Below are 15,887 nucleotides of genomic sequence, written 5' to 3'. Positions count from 1 at the left end.
GACCATGAACACGTCAGGCGGCCGGGCTGATCTGAACACGCCGGGCTTCTTTCGCGTCGCTGCCGCCCGTGATCGTTTCCGGCTTCTTTAAAATAATATGGTCTTCGGCAATGCCGGCTGCTTTCAGTGCGTCGCGAACGGCTTCGGCGCGGGTCTTCGCGAGCTTCGCGTTGACGTCGGCGGAGCCGGTTGCGTCGGTGAAGCCCGACAGCGTGAATTTCGCGTCCGGATGCGCCTTCGCGTAGGCGGCGGCCGCGTCGACCGCCGCTTTCGCGTCGGCCGGCAGCGTGCTCTTGCCGGTGTCGAAGTAGATGCTGGCCGGCAGCGCCGCTTGCGTGCCCGCCGCGCTGTCCGAGCCGGCTGCCGCTGCGTCCGCGCCCGAAGCGCCCGATGCTGCCGCCGCGCCCGACGCCGCTTCCGCGCCGCTTGCCGCTGCGCCGGCACCTGCTGCGTCGGCCAGATGGTTGCCGCCTTCCGGCAGCTTGCCGTTACGGGCGTCCAGAATCTGCTTCGGCTGGAGAATGTCGCCGGTGTGGTTGCCCCACGAGTTACGTTCGTACGTGATCACCGAAGCGATTTCGATGTCGTTCAGCGTAGGCGCCCACGACGGCATTGCGTTCTTGCCCTTCAGCACCAGGCTGACGTGCTCGGCGATCGGGCCGTTGGCGATCTTGCTGCCGTCGAGCGCCGGGAATGCGCCCGCGCCCTTACCGTTCGGCTGGTGGCAGACCGCGCAGTTCGCCGTGTACACCTTGCCGCCGCGCTCCATCAACTCGGCCATCGTGTAGGTCTTGTTCGGGTCGTCCTGGCTGGCGGCCATTTTCGCCTTTTGCGTTTCGACCCACTTCGCGTAGTCGTCGGCGGACAGCACTTCGACCACCACCGGCATGAACGCGTGTTCCTTGCCGCACAGTTCGGTACAGAAACCGCGGAACGTGCCGGTCTTGTCAGCCTTGAACCACGTGTCGCGCACGAAACCCGGGATCGCGTCCTGCTTCACGCCGAAAGCCGGCACGTACCAGGAGTGGACCACGTCGTTCGCGGTGGTGATGATGCGGATTTTCTTGTCGACCGGGACGACCAGCGGGTTGTCGACTTCCTGCAGATACGTGGTGGAAATCGGCATGCGACCATCGGTTTCCGCACGCGGCGTGGCCAGCGTGGACAGGAAGTTGATGCCTTCGCCCGGGCCCTTCACGTAGTCGTAGCCCCATTTCCACTGATAGCCGGTGACCTTGACGGTGAGGTCGGCATTCGTGGTGTCTTTCATCGCGACGACGGTCTTGGTGGCCGGCAGCGCCATCAACACGACGATGACGAACGGTACGATCGTCCAGATGATTTCGACGGTGGTGCTTTCGTGGAAATTCGAAGCTTTGTGGCCTTTCGATTTGCGGTGCGCAAAGATCGAATAGAACATCACGCCGAACACGCCGACGAAGATGACCAGGCACAGAACCAGCATGAACATGTGGAGGCTGAAGAGCTCCTCAGCGATTTTCGTCGCCGGCGGCTGGAGATTGATCTCGTTGACGGCAGGGCCGCCCGGAACATCGCCCACTGCCAGGGCGGCACCGGCGAAAAGCAGTCCGCTCATCGCCAGCACACCCATGAGGGCTCGCTTGATTGTTTTCATAGCTTCCTTACCCAAATTTTCCATTCAAACCCTCGACCCCACCGACTGGCTGTCTCGCGCTCCCCTTGAACGCCGCGCGTCTCAACGCATCTAACAACGCGTGAGCCACATACGCAATTCACATGCGAACTGCGCGCGCCGATACTGCGCGAGATGTTGCCCAATCATGATCGTCTGGCCACGCGAGACCAGTTTGATCTGGTCACGCGGCGTTGCGCCCGGCTCGATCCGCACCCAGCGCGGATTGAATTCGAACTGCGTGAGCTTCTCGGCGCTGACCTGCTCGATCACGAGCCGGTTCGGAAACAACCGGATGCGCTCGTAATCCACAGCATGACGCGCGTATATGGCAAACGCGATACCCACCGCCAGCAATTCGATACCGGTGAACGGCAACACCAGCCAGGCGCCGACCAGAACCAGCATGAAAGCAATTGCCAACGAGAACAACGCAAGCGACACGTAGAAACCGACGAACTGCCGCGGCGATATCGAACAGTTGCGTTTCATGGTCCAGTCTTTGAGGACTGGTTCTGAATCCGCCAGCAGATCTGATGCTTCCATCGCTGCCTCCTGCGAACCGCCGCTTTCGGTCATGTGGCGCGGCCTTCTGAACCAGCCGCCCGATCACAACCGAGTCTCCTCATCATGCAGTACTTTGCCTCCGGCCTGCCGCCCCAAATGTGGGGACTCCGGGCGACAAACTGACGCATTATAGGCGCGATCCATAGCATCCACAAGCAAGGGCCAAATGGCCCAAAAGCCCGGTGCGACAAGCCTCCGCGCCGTTTTGACGCAGCTTTTGCGCGTCTTTTGAAGCGGAAATTTCAGACATAACAGATGTCGTCTTTACCGCTTCAACGATTCCTCGACGAGCCTCGTCCGATGTCCTCGATTCGCACGATCCCGTGACCTTCGGCGGTGGTGCGCGGCACGGCTTTCCATGCGTGTCCGTAGATCACCTCGAAGGTCAGCGCGAGGGTGCCGTCGGCGCGCCGGCGCGCTTCGAGCGCCGCCAGCAAAGCCTTATGCAGCCGACGTGCAGCGCCGCCCGCGGACGCTTCACGCTCGAATGCGCGCTCGAACGGATAGGCGCCCCAACGACGCACGTCCGCGAGCAGCGACTCCGGCGACTTATAGGTAATGGTGAGGACTTCCTGATCCATCACCGGAATTTCGAAGCCGCTCTCCACCAGCATATCGCCCAGATCGTGCATATCGACGAAGTCGATCACATGCTTGCGCGAGGCGACGCCGTGCGCGGCCTCGACCTCGGCGTATGCGCCGCGCAATTCCTTGAGCGTGTCGGGGCCGAGCGTGCTGAACATCAACAGGCCGTTGACCTTGAGCACGCGCTGCCACTCGGGAAACACGAGATCGGGCCGCGAGTGCCAATGCAGCGCGAGGTTGGACCAGATGAATTCGAAGGCGCCGGCCGCGAACGGCAGCGCCGAGAAGTCGGCCTGCGCGAAGCGCGGACCGCGGGCGCCGAGCGCTTTGCCGAGCGAAGCCGGCAGGAAGCGCCGCCAGCTCGTGTCGCCCGAGTCATGGTGTAACGCACGGGTCAGCATGCCGTGCGACAGGTCGGTGCCGAATACCGGCGCCTCAGGGAAGCGCTCGCGCAGCGCGGGCAGGTCTTCGCCCGCACCGCAACCGGCGTCGAGCACACTGGCCGGCGTGACCTTGATGTAATCGAGCCGCTCACGCATGCGCTGCGCGATCTCGCGCGGCAGGAACGCGACGTCGTCGAAGGTCACCGCGCGGCGGTCGAAAATGCGCCGGAGACGCCGTGAATCGTAGGCCGGACGGCCTGATTGTGCGGGAGTTGGGGACATGGGTGTCGTGCTGGCGTAGAGCAGGAAGTATACTCGTTCGTTTCCTTCCATTCAGCGGGGACGGCCTGCGCGGGCCCTCCAATCGTGGCACTCCGACCATTTTCTTCGTCATCCGGCGGCCGGTTCGCGCGTTTCGCGCGCGGCGTTCGTTCGGCGTGGCCGCACGTCATGCAGGCCGCGTTGCCGAACTTGTGTGCGTTATGCGGCAATTTGTCGCATAACACGCTGTGCGCCTATTGCGACGAAGCGTACTGGAACGAGAGCCGCGTGCGCTGCACCACGTGCGCAGCGCCGCTCGCGTCGACGCGCTGGGCAGGCCAGTCGCAATACCGGTGTGCGGACTGCATCAGCGAGCCGCCGCCGTTCGACGCGACCTTCGCCCTCGCCGACTACCGCGCGCCGCTCGACACGCTGGCGGTCGGTCTGAAGTTCCGCGCCCGGCTGATGCTGGCGCGCGAGTTCGCGCAACGCCTCGCGCGTCTGGCGCAAGACTCGTTTCGCGATGCGTCGGACATGCCCGACGTGATCGCGCCCGTACCGCTGGCGCGGCAACGTCTCGCCGAGCGCGGCTATAACCAGGCCTGGCAGATCGCCAGACCGTTGGCTCGCGCGCTGAAACTGCGCAGCGACGCCACCTTGCTGCAGCGGGTGATCCATACCGCGCCGCAGTCGCGGCTCGACCTCGACGCGCGCCGCCAGAACGTGGGCCGCGCGTTCAAGGTCAGGGCAAGTGTCTGCGGTCTGCACGTCGGCATCGTCGACGATGTGATGACGACCGGCGCAACCCTTGAAGCGCTGGCGCGCACGCTTAAAGCAGCCGGCGCGCGCCGGGTCACCAATTTCGTCGCGCTGCGCACCCCGAAAAACTAGTCTCCACCGAACTCATCCCACCATGTTCAATGTCGTTCTCGTCGAACCCGAAATCCCGCCGAACACCGGCAACGTGATCCGCCTGTGCGCCAACACTGGCGCGCGGCTGCATCTGATCGAGCCGCTCGGTTTTCCGCTCGACGACGCCAAGCTGCGCCGCGCCGGCCTCGACTATCACGAGTATGCGCAGATGAACGTGCATGCCGACTGGGCCGCGTTCGTCGCCAAAGAAACGCCGGACCCGGCGCGCATGTTCGCATTCACCACACGCGGCTCGGGCCGCTTTCACGAGCACGCTTTTCAATCGGGCGACTGGTTCGTGTTCGGCGCCGAAACGCGCGGCCTGCCCGACACGGTGCTCGACCAGTTCGCCAACGAACAGCGCGTGCGCCTGCCCATGCGACCGGGCAACCGCAGCCTGAATCTGTCGAATACCGTCGCGATCGTGGTGTTCGAGGCGTGGCGTCAGACCGGCTTCGACGGCGGCGCCTGACGGCGCGTCAGTTCGGCCAGATACCGCGCGAGCATCGCGTCGTCGAAACAGGCGAACACGACTCGCTCGATCCGCGGCGTGTGCGGCAAGGTGTCGAGCACCGTGCCGACCGCGATCCGCACCGCATCGTCGGCGGGAAAATGGTAGATGCCGCAACTAATTGCGGGAAACGCGATGCTCGTGCATTGCGCCTCGCGCGCGACCTCGAGCGAGCGCCGATAGCAGGACGCCAGCAACCCGGCCTCGCCCTGCGCGCCGCCCCGCCAGACTGGCCCGACTGCGTGAATCACATAGTGGGCCGGCAAGTGGTGCCCGCCGGAGAGCTTCGCGTCGCCGGTTGCGCAACCGCCGAGCGCCTCGCATTCGCGCAGCAAGTCCTTGCCGGCCGCCCGATGAATCGCGCCATCCACGCCGCCGCCACCTAATAAGGACGTATTCGCGGCGTTGACGATCGCATCCACGGCGAGCGTGGTGATGTCGACCCGGCGCGCTTCCAGCGTGCAGCCATTGATATTGAGCATGGGAACCTCGCTAGTCCGAAGCGTCGATAACAACGTGGACCGCGAAGGCAGCCAGCCGTTCAGCGCTTTTGCGCGCTAAACGGCTGAAACACAACGCTTATTCAGCTTTGGAATCGCGCCGCAAGAGGGCGCTGACGGCGTCGCGCGGGGCCACGCCGTCGAACAGCACGGCGCAGACCGCCTGCGTGATCGGCATCTCGATCGCATGCGCACGCGCGATCGCCAGAACAGCTTGCGCACAACGCACGCCTTCAGCCACGTGGCCGAGACCGCCGAGAATGTCGTCGAGCGTGCGGCCCGCGGCGAGTTGCACGCCGACCGTACGATTGCGCGACAGGTCGCCGGTGGCGGTCAGGATCAGATCACCCAAGCCGGTGAGCCCCGTGAACGTTTCCGCCCGTCCGCCGAGGGTCACGCCGAGGCGCGACATTTCGGCCAGACCGCGCGTGATCAGCGCGGCCCGCGCGTTCAGACCGAGCCCGAGACCGTCGGCAATGCCCGTGGCGATCGCCAGCACGTTCTTCACCGCGCCGCCCACTTCCACGCCGACGACGTCGTCGCCGGTATAGATGCGCATCGCGCCATGATGAAACGCGGCGACCGTACGTTCGCGGCACGCCGCCGAACCGCTCGCGATCGTCAACGCGACCGGCAAGCCCTGCCCGACTTCGCGCGCGAAACTCGGACCGGACAGCACGCCATTGCTGGCATGCCCCGCCAGTTCGGCCGCCACCACCTGATGCGGCAGCAACTGCGAATCGGCTTCGAAACCTTTGCACAACCACACCACATGCGCCGGCACTTTGCCCGCGTCGCGCATCGCCTGAAACAGACCGCGCAGACCCGCCACGGGCGTTGCGACGACACACAAGGCTTCGTCAGACAGCGCGTGGTCGAGCGCCGCGTTCAGGTCGGCTTCATAGCGAAGCGCCGCAGGCAAAGCAACGCCCGCCAGATAGCGGGCGTTTTCGTGCGAGGCGGAGAGGTCGGCAATGAGCGCGGCTTCACGCGCCCACAACACCGTGTCGTGCCGTACGGCCAGATGGCCGGCGAGGGCTGTGCCCCATGCGCCGGCGCCAAGGACAGCAACCTTCATAGCCGGCACTGCCTCGGACACTTAGTGCGTGACGCCGTTCTGCGCCGCGCCTTCCTGGCCGCCCATCTGCGCGAGACGCTGCTCGTACAGCGCCTGGAAGTTGATCTCGGCGAGGTGGATCGGCGGGAAACCGGCGCGGGTGATCGCGTCGGCAATGTTCGAGCGCAGGTACGGGAACAGGATCGTCGGGCAGGCAATGCCGACCAGCGGATCGATCTGGTCAGCCGGAATGTTGCGGATGTCGAAAATGCCGGCTTGCTTGGCTTCGATCAGGAACGCGACCTTGTCCGACACCTTGGCCGTGACCGTGCCCGTGACGAGGATTTCGAACACGGTGTCGGCGAGGCGCTCGGCCTTCACGTCGACTTCCACTTCCACCGACGGCATTTCCTGCTCGAGGAAGATACCCGGCGAATTCGGCTGCTCGAGCGACATGTCCTTCAGGTAAATGCGCTGGATGTTGAAGAACGGCTGGTTATTCTCGTCGGACATGATGAAGTGATTTCCTGATAGATATGCAAGGCGGCGGCCCACGTGCATGGGCCGCCAGATCGTTGCGGCGCGCCGCCCGCCCGGATCGGGCGAGGATGCGCCGGCTTGGTTTTCACCCGCCCATTCAGGCGCCCGCAGGCGCGCGAATTCAGGCGGTTGCTTCGAGCAGCGGCATCAAACCGCCCGCGCGATCGAGCGCGGACAGGTCATCGTACCCGCCGACATGCGTCTCGCCGATGAACACCTGCGGCACCGTGCGACGACCCGTCCGGGTCATCATTTCTTCACGACGGGCCGGGTCTTTGTCGATCAGTACCTTCTCAACGTGCTCGACGCCGCGCGACTTTAAAAGACGTTCGGCCATCTGGCAATACGGGCACACCTGGGTGCTGTACATGATCACTTTGTTCACTTGGCTGCTCCTTGTTTCACGACCGGCATACCGGCTTTCTGCCAGGCGTCGACACCGCCTTCGAGAACATGGACTTCGGCATACCCTGCATCCTGCACGATACGCGCTGCCTTGTTCGACTGCTGGCCGGTCTGGCAAACCAGCAGCACCGGGTTGTTCTTGTTTTTGACGAGTTGCGCGACTTTCGCCTGCAATTCGGCAAATTCAAGCTGCCGTGCCGCGGGCAAATGGCCCTTGGCGAACTCGGCGGACGGCCGCAGATCGATGACCGCCGCATTGCGCCGGTTGATCAGTTGGGTGGCTTCAGCAGCCGACAGGCCGCCGCGTCCGCGCCGGCTGATCGTCGGCCACAGCAGCAACCCACCGGAGATGAGGACGATAGCGATCAGTACAAGGTTTGTGTAATCAGTGAAAAACTTCACGGAAAATCCGCCGAAAAAGAGAGAAATCGAAAAGGGCAATCCAGCCATTATAAAATAACCGTCTGACGCGATGGCGACGCTCCGTCAAACGAGCCCTCGCAACGCTTTTACCGCTTCCTTACTACCGACCGGCAATCTCATGTACAAACTCGTTCTCATCCGCCACGGCGAATCGACGTGGAACAAGGAAAACCGCTTCACCGGCTGGGTCGACGTCGACCTCACCGAACAGGGCAACCGGGAAGCGCAGCAGGCAGGCGTGCTGCTGAAGGAATCGGGCTACACGTTCGATATCGCCTACACGTCGGTGCTTAAACGCGCGATCCGCACGCTGTGGCACGTGCAGGACAAGATGGATCTGATGTACTTGCCGGTGGTGCATTCGTGGCGTCTGAACGAGCGCCACTACGGCGCGCTGTCGGGTCTGAACAAGGCCGAAACCGCCGCGAAGTTCGGCGACGAGCAGGTGCTGGTCTGGCGCCGCAGCTACGACACGCCGCCGCCGGCATTGGAGCCGACCGACGAACGCGCGCCGTACGACGATCCGCGTTACGCCAAGGTGCCGCGCGAACAACTGCCGCTGACCGAGTGCCTGAAAGACACGGTCGCGCGCGTGCTGCCGCTGTGGAACGAGTCGATCGCGCCGGCCATCAAGTCGGGCCGCAAGGTGGTGATCGCCGCCCACGGCAACTCGATCCGCGCGATGGTGAAGTACCTCGACAATATTTCCGACGACGACATCGTCGGGCTGAATATTCCGAACGGCGTGCCGCTCGTCTACGAACTCGACGAGAACCTGAAGCCGCTCAAGCACTACTACCTGGGCGACCAGGAGGCGATCGCCAAGGCGCAAGCCGCGGTCGCCAAGCAGGGCAAGGCCGGCTGATCAGCGTCACCGGCGAAGGCCCATGTTCCGGCCTTCGCCCTCTCTTGCAGCACGGCCATTTCCCAGCCACTCCGCTGCCATTTTCCAGCCATGTGCAAGCGGCCTTCCGGCTGCTTCGCATGCGCTTTGGCCGTTACCGCACATTACTTCGGCGTCGCGGGTACGATCTCACGAACCAGGCTTGGCCTGCGCTGTCGAATCACGATTGCCTGCGCTGCGCCCTTTGTGGGCGGGTGTGCAGTTATACTTGTCCGTCCCCCTCTCTATCGACGCTGCCACGCGCTTCCGACCGCAACAGACTCTATGCGAAAGAACCTGAAAAATATCGGCCTGATTGCCGCGGGCCTTGCTACCGGTGTATTTGCCACCCTGCAACTTTCGGCCTCGGCCCAGCAACCCGCCAGCGCCGCATCAAGCACCGCCACGCCGCTGCCGCTGGACCAGCTCAGGCTCTTTGCCGAAGTGTTCGGGCAAATCAAGCACGAGTACGTCGAACCGGTTGACGACAAGAAGCTCCTCACCGCCGCCATCAAAGGCATGGTGGCGAGTCTCGACCCGCACTCGTCGTATCTCGACAAGACCGATTACGAAGAACTGCAGGAGCAGACCAAAGGTCGCTTCGCGGGTCTCGGCATCGAAATTTCGTCGGAAGACGGCCTGATCAAGGTGATTTCGCCGATCGAAGACACGCCCGCGTTCCGCGCTGGCATTCGTCCGGGCGACCTGATCACGCGTATCAACGACAAGCCGGTGCGCGGCATGACGCTCGACCAGGCGGTCAAGCAGATGCGCGGCGACCCCGGCACCAAGGTCACGCTCACGATCTTCCGCAAGACCGACGACCGCACGTTCCCGCTCACGGTCACGCGCGCAATCATCAAGGTCCAGTCGGTCAAGATGAAGATTCTTGCGCCGGGCTACGCGTATATCCGCATCACGAGCTTCCAGGAACGCACCACGCCTGATCTGGCCGCCCGTCTGCAAGACATCGCGCGTCAGCAGCCGAACCTGAAGGGCCTCGTGCTCGATCTGCGTAACAACGGCGGCGGTCTACTGCAAAGCGCGGTCGGCGTGGCCGGCGCGTTCCTGCCGCCGGATTCGGTGGTGGTGTCGACCAACGGCCAGATTCCGGATTCGAAGCAGGTCTACCGCGATACCTACGACAACTACCGTCTGCAGTCTTTTGACAGCGATCCGCTGAAAGACGAAGCGCCGATCTTCAAGACCGTGCCGATGGTCGTGCTGACTAACGCATACTCTGCGTCGGCGTCGGAAATCGTCGCGGGCGCGCTGCAGGATCAGCACCGTGCGCTGATCGTCGGCAAGACGACCTTCGGCAAGGGCTCGGTGCAAACCGTGCGCCCCATGACCGCGGACACCGCGCTGCGTCTGACCACTGCGTACTACTACACGCCGAGCGGCCGTTCGATCCAGAACAAGGGCATCCGTCCTGACGTCGCGGTCGACCAGTACGCCGAAGGCGATCCGGACGACGCACTCGTCACGCGCGAAGTCGACTACTCGAATCACCTTGCGAACACGCAAGACCCGAACGAGAAGAAGGAAGCGGAACAGCGTGAAACGGATCGCATGGAACAACTGCGTATCCTCGAAGAGCAGAACGACAAGAAGACGCCGGAACAGCGCCAGAAGGATCGTGAGCGCAAGCCGGTGGAATTCGGTTCGAACGACGACTTCATGCTGCAACAGGCGTTGAACAAGCTGGAAGGCAAGCCGGTGCAGGAATCGAAGTCGCTGAGCGAGCGGCGTCTGGCGCAGAGCAAGCCGGCAACGTCGGCGTCCGCGCCGGTCGCAGTTAAGCCGACCCAGCCAGTTCCGGGTGCATCGGCTCCGGCCGCCGCGCCGAGCAAGTAAGCAGCAAGCTTTAGCGTGCGCCTCCGGGTGTCTTCGCCGCAAACCATCGCGGCAAAGACACCCGGTATCACCCGCACGCCATCAGCCATTCTCTTCGCGCGATTAAAATAACGACAACGCGCACCGCAGACCACCTGTCTGCGTTTCACCGCGCGCACACTCACACGCGCCCCGCCATGAATGACGATCAACTCCTCCGCTATTCCCGCCATATCCTCGTTGACGAAATCGGTATCGAGGCGCAGCAGCGTTTTATCGACGCGCACGCGATCGTCATCGGTGCGGGCGGATTGGGTTCGCCGGCGGCGATGTACCTCGCGGCGGCGGGTGTCGGCCGTTTGACGCTGGTCGATGCCGATACGGTCGATCTGACCAATCTGCAGCGGCAGATCCTGCATGTGACCGCATCGGTCGGGCGCAAGAAGGTGGAGTCCGGGCGCGACGCGCTCGCGCAGATCAATCCCGAGGTCGTGGTGAACGCGGTCGACGAGCGCATCGACGATGCCTGGCTCGATCGCGAAGTGCCGCACGCGACCGTCGTGCTCGATTGTACCGACAACTTCGCGACGCGCCACGCGATCAACCGCGCCTGCGTGAAGCACGGCGTGCCGCTGGTGTCGGGCGCGGCGTTGCGCTTCGACGGCCAGATCAGCACGTTCGATTTCCGCGACGAAGCCTCGCCCTGCTATGCGTGCGTGTTCCCGGAAGACCAGCCGTTCGAGGAAGTCGCATGTTCGACGATGGGCGTGTTCGCGCCGACCGTCGGCATTATCGGTTCGATGCAGGCCGCTGAAGCGCTGCGGGTCATCGGCGACATCGGCACACCGCTGGTAGGCCGTTTGATGATGCTCGATTCATTGCGAATGGAATGGACCACGATGCGCATTGCACGGCAGCCCGATTGCCCGGTATGTGGACACGCGCATCCTGCCTGACGCGGCTGTACCGCCAGGCCAAATAAAAAACGCCGCAACTTTTCAGTGCGGCGTTTTTCTTTAGCAGCGTCGAAACATCAAACCAGCGTCACCCGCTTGAGCGCCGCCTGCACTTCTTCCGGTTCGAACGAGGCCAGCACGTCGGCCACCGGCTTCTCCAGCGTCTTCAGATGCGAGCGCAGCACTTCCTGCTTCACCACCAGAATCTGACTCGGGTGCATCGAAAACTCGGTGAGGCCCATGCCGAGCAACAAGCGCGTCAACGCCGGATCGCCCGCCATTTCCCCGCACACAGACACCGGCACGCCCGCCCGCTTCGCTTCGCGCAGCGTGAAGGCGATCAGATGCAGCACCGCCGGATGCAGCGGGTCGTACAGATGCGCGACCGAGTTGTCCGCCCGATCAATCGCCAGCGTGTACTGGATCAGATCGTTGGTGCCGATTGACAGGAAGTCGAGCCGCTTCAGGAACAACGGCAACGCAATCGCGGCGGCCGGAATTTCGATCATCGCGCCGACCTGCACGTTCGGATCGTAGGCAATGCCCGCGTCGTCCAACTGACGCTTGGCTTCGCGAATCAAGTCGAGCGTCTGGTCGATTTCCTGCGCGTGCGCGAGCATCGGAATCAGAATCTTCACCGTGCCGAACGCCGATGCACGCAGAATCGCGCGCAACTGCGTGAGGAACATCTGCGGCTCGGACAGGCTCCAGCGAATCGCTCTGAGTCCCAGCGCGGGGTTCGCGGCGGTTTCGTAGCTGTCGGCACCGCTCATCGAGTCGAGAGGCTTGTCGGCGCCCACGTCGATCGTGCGAATCGTGACCGGCAGGCCGTTCATCAACTCGACCGCGCGACGGTATGCGCCGAACTGCTCTTCCTCTTCCGGCAGCCGGTCCTTGTGATTCATGAACAGGAACTCCGTGCGGAACAGCCCCACACCGGTCGCGCCTGAATCGACCGCCGCCTTCGCGTCGTCCGGCAACTCGATATTCGCGCACAGCTCGATCCGCGTGCCGCACAGCGTTTGCGTCGGCGAAAACTTCAGCCGCTGCAGCTTGCGCTGCTCGAGCGCTTTTTCGCTCTGACGGTACGAGTATTCCTCGAGCACGATCGGCGCCGGATCGACGATCACGATGCCATGATCGCCGTCGACAATGATCAGGTCGTCCTGGCGGATCAACGCGCTTGCGTGCTGCACCCCCACCGCGGCCGGAATGCCCAGACTACGCGCGACGATCGCCGTATGCGAGGTGCGGCCGCCGAGGTCCGTGACGAAGCCTTGAAACGTTTGCGTTTTGAATTGCATCATGTCGGCCGGCGCGATGTCATGCGCGACCACGATCATTTCGTCGCACGCGCCATGCACGCCATCCACCAGCGCCACCGACGCCCCCGCCAACGCTTTCAGCACCCGCTCCACCACCTGCTGGATATCGGCTTTGCGTTCGCGCAAATATTCGTCTTCGATATCGTCGAAGTGGCGCGACAGACGCTCGAGCTGTTCGGTCAGCGCCCATTCCACGTTGTAGCGGCGCGTGCGGATCAGATCGATGGTTTCCTGCACGAGCATCGCATCGTTCAGGATCATTGAATGAACGTTGATGAACGCGCCCATTTCGCTCGGCGCGTCTGCCGCGAGATCGGCGCGCAACGCGTCGAGCTCATGGTGCACCTGTTGCTGCGCCGCGCGAAAGCGCTCGACCTCGCCCTCGATCTGGGCGGGTTCGATCAGATAGTGGTCTACGTCAAGTGCGGCCGGGGCGATCAGATAAGCCCGCCCGATGGCGATACCGCGTGACACGGGAATTCCATGCAGCGTGAAGGACACGCGCACCTCCTCTAGTTGTGTGATGCCGCGGCAAACCGCTGCAATGCTCTCAGACTCTCGTCGTCATTATAAATTCCGCGCTCTTTGCACGTAGGCCAGGCCTGTGTGCAGCGCAGCACGAAAAATCGTAAGCGGCGCGACAATCCGCCTTCACCCAGCTTGCGTTCGGACTACGCAAACCTGAACCGAACCTGCCTGTCTCTTCGTTTCGCTTTCACCGGTCTCGCAAGCGCGCCTCTCATGCGCGCGTCTTCATCCAATCATTGTCGCGCGCTAAAAAAAACGCCGCGGATAGCCGCGGCGTTTTTGCCTATCGCAACCTGCACGCGCTACTTACTGACCTTCGCCGAATTTATCGGCAATCAGTTTCAACAATGCGTCCATGGCTTCTTTTTCGTCCGAGCCTTCGGTTTCGATCAGCACTGTGCTGCCGATGCCCGCGGCCAGCATCATGACGCCCATGATGCTCTTGGCATTGATACGGCGGCCGTTACGGCTCATCCAGATTTCCGCCTGGTAGTTGCCCGCGAGTTGCGTCAACTTGGCCGACGCACGCGCGTGCAGCCCCAGCTTGTTCACAATAGTCGTTTCCTGTTGCAGCATGTGATGGTCCGAAGCGCGGGTAAGTGTGGTGGTGAAGTGTGAAACTGCAAACCGCTTGCAATGCGTTTAAAGCGTGAGCCAAACCGACCGGTCTACCTAGATGCCGGCCGAATCGGTTTTCTGGGTCAGGTCGGCGCCGACCGGCAATGCGGGCAGACAATCGCCTGGCGCCGCGTCCGGCGGCAAGGCCGGCAGACAATCGCCCGAGGCCGCGCATGGCGCGACGGGCGCCGGCGTGGCGGGTCCGATCGCGTGCACGCCCTTGGTCGCACCGGAGAGTGCCTTGTCGACCAGCGTGTCGAGCGGCGTGGCGCGATAACAGACCGCGCGCACCAGCATCGGCAAATTGACGCCGCACAGCACGCGCACGTCCGGCAGCGAAGCGAGCCGCCCGGCGATATTCGCGGGCGTGGCGCCGAACATGTCGGTGAGCACGAGCGCGCCGTTTTCTTCCCGGAGACGCTCGATCTCGGCGTTCGCGAAAGCGACCCGTTCAACCGGATCGCAATCCGGCGACACGTCGATCACGCCGATACGCGCCGGCAAGCCACCATAGATGTGCGAAATACAGTCGCGCAACGCGGTGGCAAACGGAGCGTGCGCAATGATCAGAATGCCTGCCATATCAGCCTTACTGCAAAAGAACGGCCCCGAACCGTGGACCGGGACGAAGCCCTGGCCCCAAGCGCCCTCGACCGGCCGTGGGCCATGAGGACCGGAACGCATCATCTGACGAGCCCGGCGCCGCGCCGGACAGGACGCCGGCAGCGCTGAAAAACGGCTCGATCACAGTCCGCAACCTATGCCCCGGGCATCGCTCGGATGCCGTCGATTCGGCTTGGCGCGGGAGAGCGGGCATTGTAGCAGGCCCATTTTCGCGCCAAAGCCGGTGTTCTGCCTGATGCGGATTTACTACACAGTTTGGGGGCTGTGGCGGGCATTCAAGGCTAGGCCGCCGCGCGCTCCAACGCGTCGATAAACATGGCGGCGACGTCGAAACCGGTCTGATCCATGATCTCGCGGAAACAGGTCGGGCTCGTGACGTTGACCTCGGTCAGCCAGTCGCCGATCGCATCCAGCCCGGCCAGCAGCAAACCGCGCGCAGCCAGCACCGGCGCGAGCGTGTCGGCGATCTTGCGGTCATGCTCGGTTAGCGGACGCGCCACGCCGAGGCCACCCGCCGCCAGATTGCCGCGCACTTCATTGCCCTGAGGAATCCGCGCGAGCGAATATGGCACCGCTTCGCCGCCGATCAGCAGAATGCGCTTGTCGCCGTCCTTGATTTCGGGGATGAACTTCTGCGCCATCACCGAACGCGCGCCGTCGTGGCTCAGCATTTCGATGATCGAACCCAGGTTCATGCCGTCCGCCTTCACGCGGAACACGCCCATGCCGCCCATGCCGTCGAGCGGTTTCAGGATCACGTCGCCATGCTGTTCGTGGAACGCGCGCAGACGGGCTGCGTCGCGCGTGACCAGCGTGGGCGTGACGAACTGCGCGAATTCGCCGATCGCGAGCTTTTCCGAATGGTCGCGAATCGCCTGCGGCTTGTTGAAGATGCGCGCGCCGCCGCGTTCGGCCATTTCGAGCAGCCACGTTGACGTAACGTATTCCATGTCGAACGGCGGGTCCTTGCGCATCACCACGGCGCTGAAGCTCTTGAGCGAGCGCGCGGCGGGTGCGTCGGCGGCGTACCACGTGTCGCGATGCAGATCGGTCACGTCGCCGACAATCGCGAAGCGCTGCACGTTCGCCTCGACGTCGCCGCCGGTCCATGCCAGATGCTTCGGTTCGCAGGCATACACCGTGTGACCACGGCGTGCCGCTTCGGCCATCATCGCGTAGGTCGAGTCTTTGTAGATCTTGAACTGCGTGAGCGGATCGGCGATGAAAAGAATGTCCATGAAGGTCCCGGTGCGCCCTGATGGGCTTGGCATTGAGCGTCAATCTACGCGTTAAAAATGACAATGGCGGCACGCGCCGCC

At 63.4% G+C, this 15,887-nt stretch carries 17 protein-coding genes; 5 read left to right on the top strand and 12 right to left on the bottom strand.

The genetic code is table 11. From position 1 onward, the window contains the following. Window positions 1-13: 13 nt before the first annotated feature. From coxB to HWY05_RS18435, 3 genes are all read right to left on the bottom strand, one after another. Window positions 14-1,660 (bottom strand): cytochrome c oxidase subunit II, encoded by a 1,647-nt coding sequence (gene coxB, locus HWY05_RS18445; protein ID WP_176059149.1) that lies wholly within the window; start codon window positions 1,658-1,660, stop codon window positions 14-16. A 66-nt stretch (window positions 1,661-1,726) separates the two neighbouring features. Continuing rightward, window positions 1,727-2,200: a DUF2244 domain-containing protein gene (locus HWY05_RS18440; RefSeq protein ID WP_176059148.1), complete on the bottom strand. Its 474-nt coding sequence runs from the start codon at window positions 2,198-2,200 to the stop codon at window positions 1,727-1,729. A gap of 293 nt (window positions 2,201-2,493) precedes the next feature. Next, a complete protein-coding gene (locus tag HWY05_RS18435) occupies window positions 2,494-3,471 on the bottom strand; it encodes a methyltransferase domain-containing protein (RefSeq protein ID WP_176059147.1) in 978 nt (325 codons plus the stop codon). 168 nt (window positions 3,472-3,639) lie between these two features. On the opposite strand from HWY05_RS18435, the gene HWY05_RS18430 reads away from it, so the two are divergent. Together HWY05_RS18430 and trmL are read left to right on the top strand one after the other, a co-directional pair. Beyond that, complete coding sequence (locus tag HWY05_RS18430; protein ID WP_244146645.1) at window positions 3,640-4,341, top strand: ComF family protein; 702 nt, start codon at window positions 3,640-3,642, stop codon at window positions 4,339-4,341. Window positions 4,342-4,363: 22 nt separating this feature from the next. Then, window positions 4,364-4,834: a tRNA (uridine(34)/cytosine(34)/5-carboxymethylaminomethyluridine(34)-2'-O)-methyltransferase TrmL gene (trmL, locus tag HWY05_RS18425; protein WP_035553679.1), complete on the top strand. Its 471-nt coding sequence runs from the start codon at window positions 4,364-4,366 to the stop codon at window positions 4,832-4,834. Here the strand turns inward: trmL and HWY05_RS18420 are convergent. The 5 genes from HWY05_RS18420 to HWY05_RS18400 all read right to left on the bottom strand — a co-directional run bounded on the left by HWY05_RS18420 (window position 4,807) and on the right by HWY05_RS18400 (window position 7,777). Then, window positions 4,807-5,355, bottom strand: coding sequence for an O-acetyl-ADP-ribose deacetylase (locus HWY05_RS18420; protein ID WP_176059145.1), 549 nt, complete (start codon window positions 5,353-5,355; stop codon window positions 4,807-4,809). The genes trmL and HWY05_RS18420 overlap by 28 nt on opposite strands. A gap of 97 nt (window positions 5,356-5,452) precedes the next feature. Then, window positions 5,453-6,451: an NAD(P)H-dependent glycerol-3-phosphate dehydrogenase gene (locus tag HWY05_RS18415; protein ID WP_035553685.1), complete on the bottom strand. Its 999-nt coding sequence runs from the start codon at window positions 6,449-6,451 to the stop codon at window positions 5,453-5,455. A gap of 21 nt (window positions 6,452-6,472) precedes the next feature. Then, a complete protein-coding gene (secB, locus tag HWY05_RS18410; protein ID WP_035553688.1) occupies window positions 6,473-6,943 on the bottom strand; it encodes a protein-export chaperone SecB in 471 nt (156 codons plus the stop codon). A gap of 148 nt (window positions 6,944-7,091) precedes the next feature. Then, on the bottom strand, window positions 7,092-7,355 hold the full coding sequence (grxC, locus tag HWY05_RS18405; protein ID WP_007179466.1) for a glutaredoxin 3: 264 nt from the start codon (window positions 7,353-7,355) through the stop codon (window positions 7,092-7,094). Then, on the bottom strand, window positions 7,352-7,777 hold the full coding sequence (locus tag HWY05_RS18400) for a rhodanese-like domain-containing protein (RefSeq protein ID WP_035562459.1): 426 nt from the start codon (window positions 7,775-7,777) through the stop codon (window positions 7,352-7,354). Before HWY05_RS18400 ends, grxC begins: the two co-directional genes overlap by 4 nt. A gap of 139 nt (window positions 7,778-7,916) precedes the next feature. On the opposite strand from HWY05_RS18400, the gene gpmA reads away from it, so the two are divergent. The 3 genes from gpmA to moeB all read left to right on the top strand — a co-directional run bounded on the left by gpmA (window position 7,917) and on the right by moeB (window position 11,473). After that, window positions 7,917-8,663 (top strand): 2,3-diphosphoglycerate-dependent phosphoglycerate mutase, encoded by a 747-nt coding sequence (gene gpmA / locus HWY05_RS18395; protein ID WP_035553690.1) that lies wholly within the window; start codon window positions 7,917-7,919, stop codon window positions 8,661-8,663. A gap of 303 nt (window positions 8,664-8,966) precedes the next feature. Then, window positions 8,967-10,538 carry a S41 family peptidase gene (locus HWY05_RS18390; RefSeq protein WP_035553692.1) on the top strand — a complete coding sequence of 524 codons (1,572 nt, stop codon included), beginning with the start codon at window positions 8,967-8,969 and terminating at the stop codon, window positions 10,536-10,538. A gap of 176 nt (window positions 10,539-10,714) precedes the next feature. Next, on the top strand, window positions 10,715-11,473 hold the full coding sequence (moeB, locus tag HWY05_RS18385) for a molybdopterin-synthase adenylyltransferase MoeB (RefSeq protein WP_176059144.1): 759 nt from the start codon (window positions 10,715-10,717) through the stop codon (window positions 11,471-11,473). Window positions 11,474-11,550: 77 nt separating this feature from the next. Here moeB and ptsP read toward each other — a convergent pair whose 3' ends face one another. From ptsP to gshB, 4 genes are all read right to left on the bottom strand, one after another. After that, window positions 11,551-13,299, bottom strand: a complete 1,749-nt coding sequence (gene ptsP / locus HWY05_RS18380) for a phosphoenolpyruvate--protein phosphotransferase (RefSeq protein ID WP_035553697.1) — start codon at window positions 13,297-13,299, stop codon at window positions 11,551-11,553. A 333-nt stretch (window positions 13,300-13,632) separates the two neighbouring features. Continuing rightward, window positions 13,633-13,902: an HPr family phosphocarrier protein gene (locus HWY05_RS18375; protein WP_012431596.1), complete on the bottom strand. Its 270-nt coding sequence runs from the start codon at window positions 13,900-13,902 to the stop codon at window positions 13,633-13,635. Between the two features lie 96 nt (window positions 13,903-13,998). Then, window positions 13,999-14,526, bottom strand: a complete 528-nt coding sequence (locus tag HWY05_RS18370; protein WP_035553699.1) for a PTS mannose transporter subunit IIA — start codon at window positions 14,524-14,526, stop codon at window positions 13,999-14,001. Between the two features lie 323 nt (window positions 14,527-14,849). Further along, window positions 14,850-15,806, bottom strand: a complete 957-nt coding sequence (gene gshB, locus HWY05_RS18365) for a glutathione synthase (RefSeq protein WP_035553702.1) — start codon at window positions 15,804-15,806, stop codon at window positions 14,850-14,852. Between the last annotated feature and the right edge of the window lie 81 nt (window positions 15,807-15,887).

Origin of the sequence: Paraburkholderia sp. BCC1876, assembly GCF_902833695.1 — a bacterium.
In the GTDB taxonomy this organism is placed as follows: domain Bacteria; phylum Pseudomonadota; class Gammaproteobacteria; order Burkholderiales; family Burkholderiaceae; genus Paraburkholderia.
This window is presented reverse-complemented; position numbering and strand designations above follow the sequence as displayed.

Bases quoted from the DNA above. Each gene is read 5' to 3' on its own strand.
- coxB (WP_176059149.1), bottom strand. From the start codon at position 1,660: ATGGAAAATTTGGGTAAGGAAGCTATGAAAACAATCAAGCGAGCCCTC.
- HWY05_RS18440 (WP_176059148.1), bottom strand. From the start codon at position 2,200: ATGGAAGCATCAGATCTGCTGGCGGATTCAGAACCAGTCCTCAAAGAC.
- HWY05_RS18435 (WP_176059147.1), bottom strand. From the start codon at position 3,471: ATGTCCCCAACTCCCGCACAATCAGGCCGTCCGGCCTACGATTCACGG.
- HWY05_RS18430 (WP_244146645.1), top strand. From the start codon at position 3,640: ATGCAGGCCGCGTTGCCGAACTTGTGTGCGTTATGCGGCAATTTGTCG.
- trmL (WP_035553679.1), top strand. From the start codon at position 4,364: ATGTTCAATGTCGTTCTCGTCGAACCCGAAATCCCGCCGAACACCGGC.
- HWY05_RS18420 (WP_176059145.1), bottom strand. From the start codon at position 5,355: ATGCTCAATATCAATGGCTGCACGCTGGAAGCGCGCCGGGTCGACATC.
- HWY05_RS18415 (WP_035553685.1), bottom strand. From the start codon at position 6,451: ATGAAGGTTGCTGTCCTTGGCGCCGGCGCATGGGGCACAGCCCTCGCC.
- secB (WP_035553688.1), bottom strand. From the start codon at position 6,943: ATGTCCGACGAGAATAACCAGCCGTTCTTCAACATCCAGCGCATTTAC.
- gpmA (WP_035553690.1), top strand. From the start codon at position 7,917: ATGTACAAACTCGTTCTCATCCGCCACGGCGAATCGACGTGGAACAAG.
- HWY05_RS18390 (WP_035553692.1), top strand. From the start codon at position 8,967: ATGCGAAAGAACCTGAAAAATATCGGCCTGATTGCCGCGGGCCTTGCT.
- moeB (WP_176059144.1), top strand. From the start codon at position 10,715: ATGAATGACGATCAACTCCTCCGCTATTCCCGCCATATCCTCGTTGAC.
- HWY05_RS18375 (WP_012431596.1), bottom strand. From the start codon at position 13,902: ATGCTGCAACAGGAAACGACTATTGTGAACAAGCTGGGGCTGCACGCG.
- HWY05_RS18370 (WP_035553699.1), bottom strand. From the start codon at position 14,526: ATGGCAGGCATTCTGATCATTGCGCACGCTCCGTTTGCCACCGCGTTG.
- gshB (WP_035553702.1), bottom strand. From the start codon at position 15,806: ATGGACATTCTTTTCATCGCCGATCCGCTCACGCAGTTCAAGATCTAC.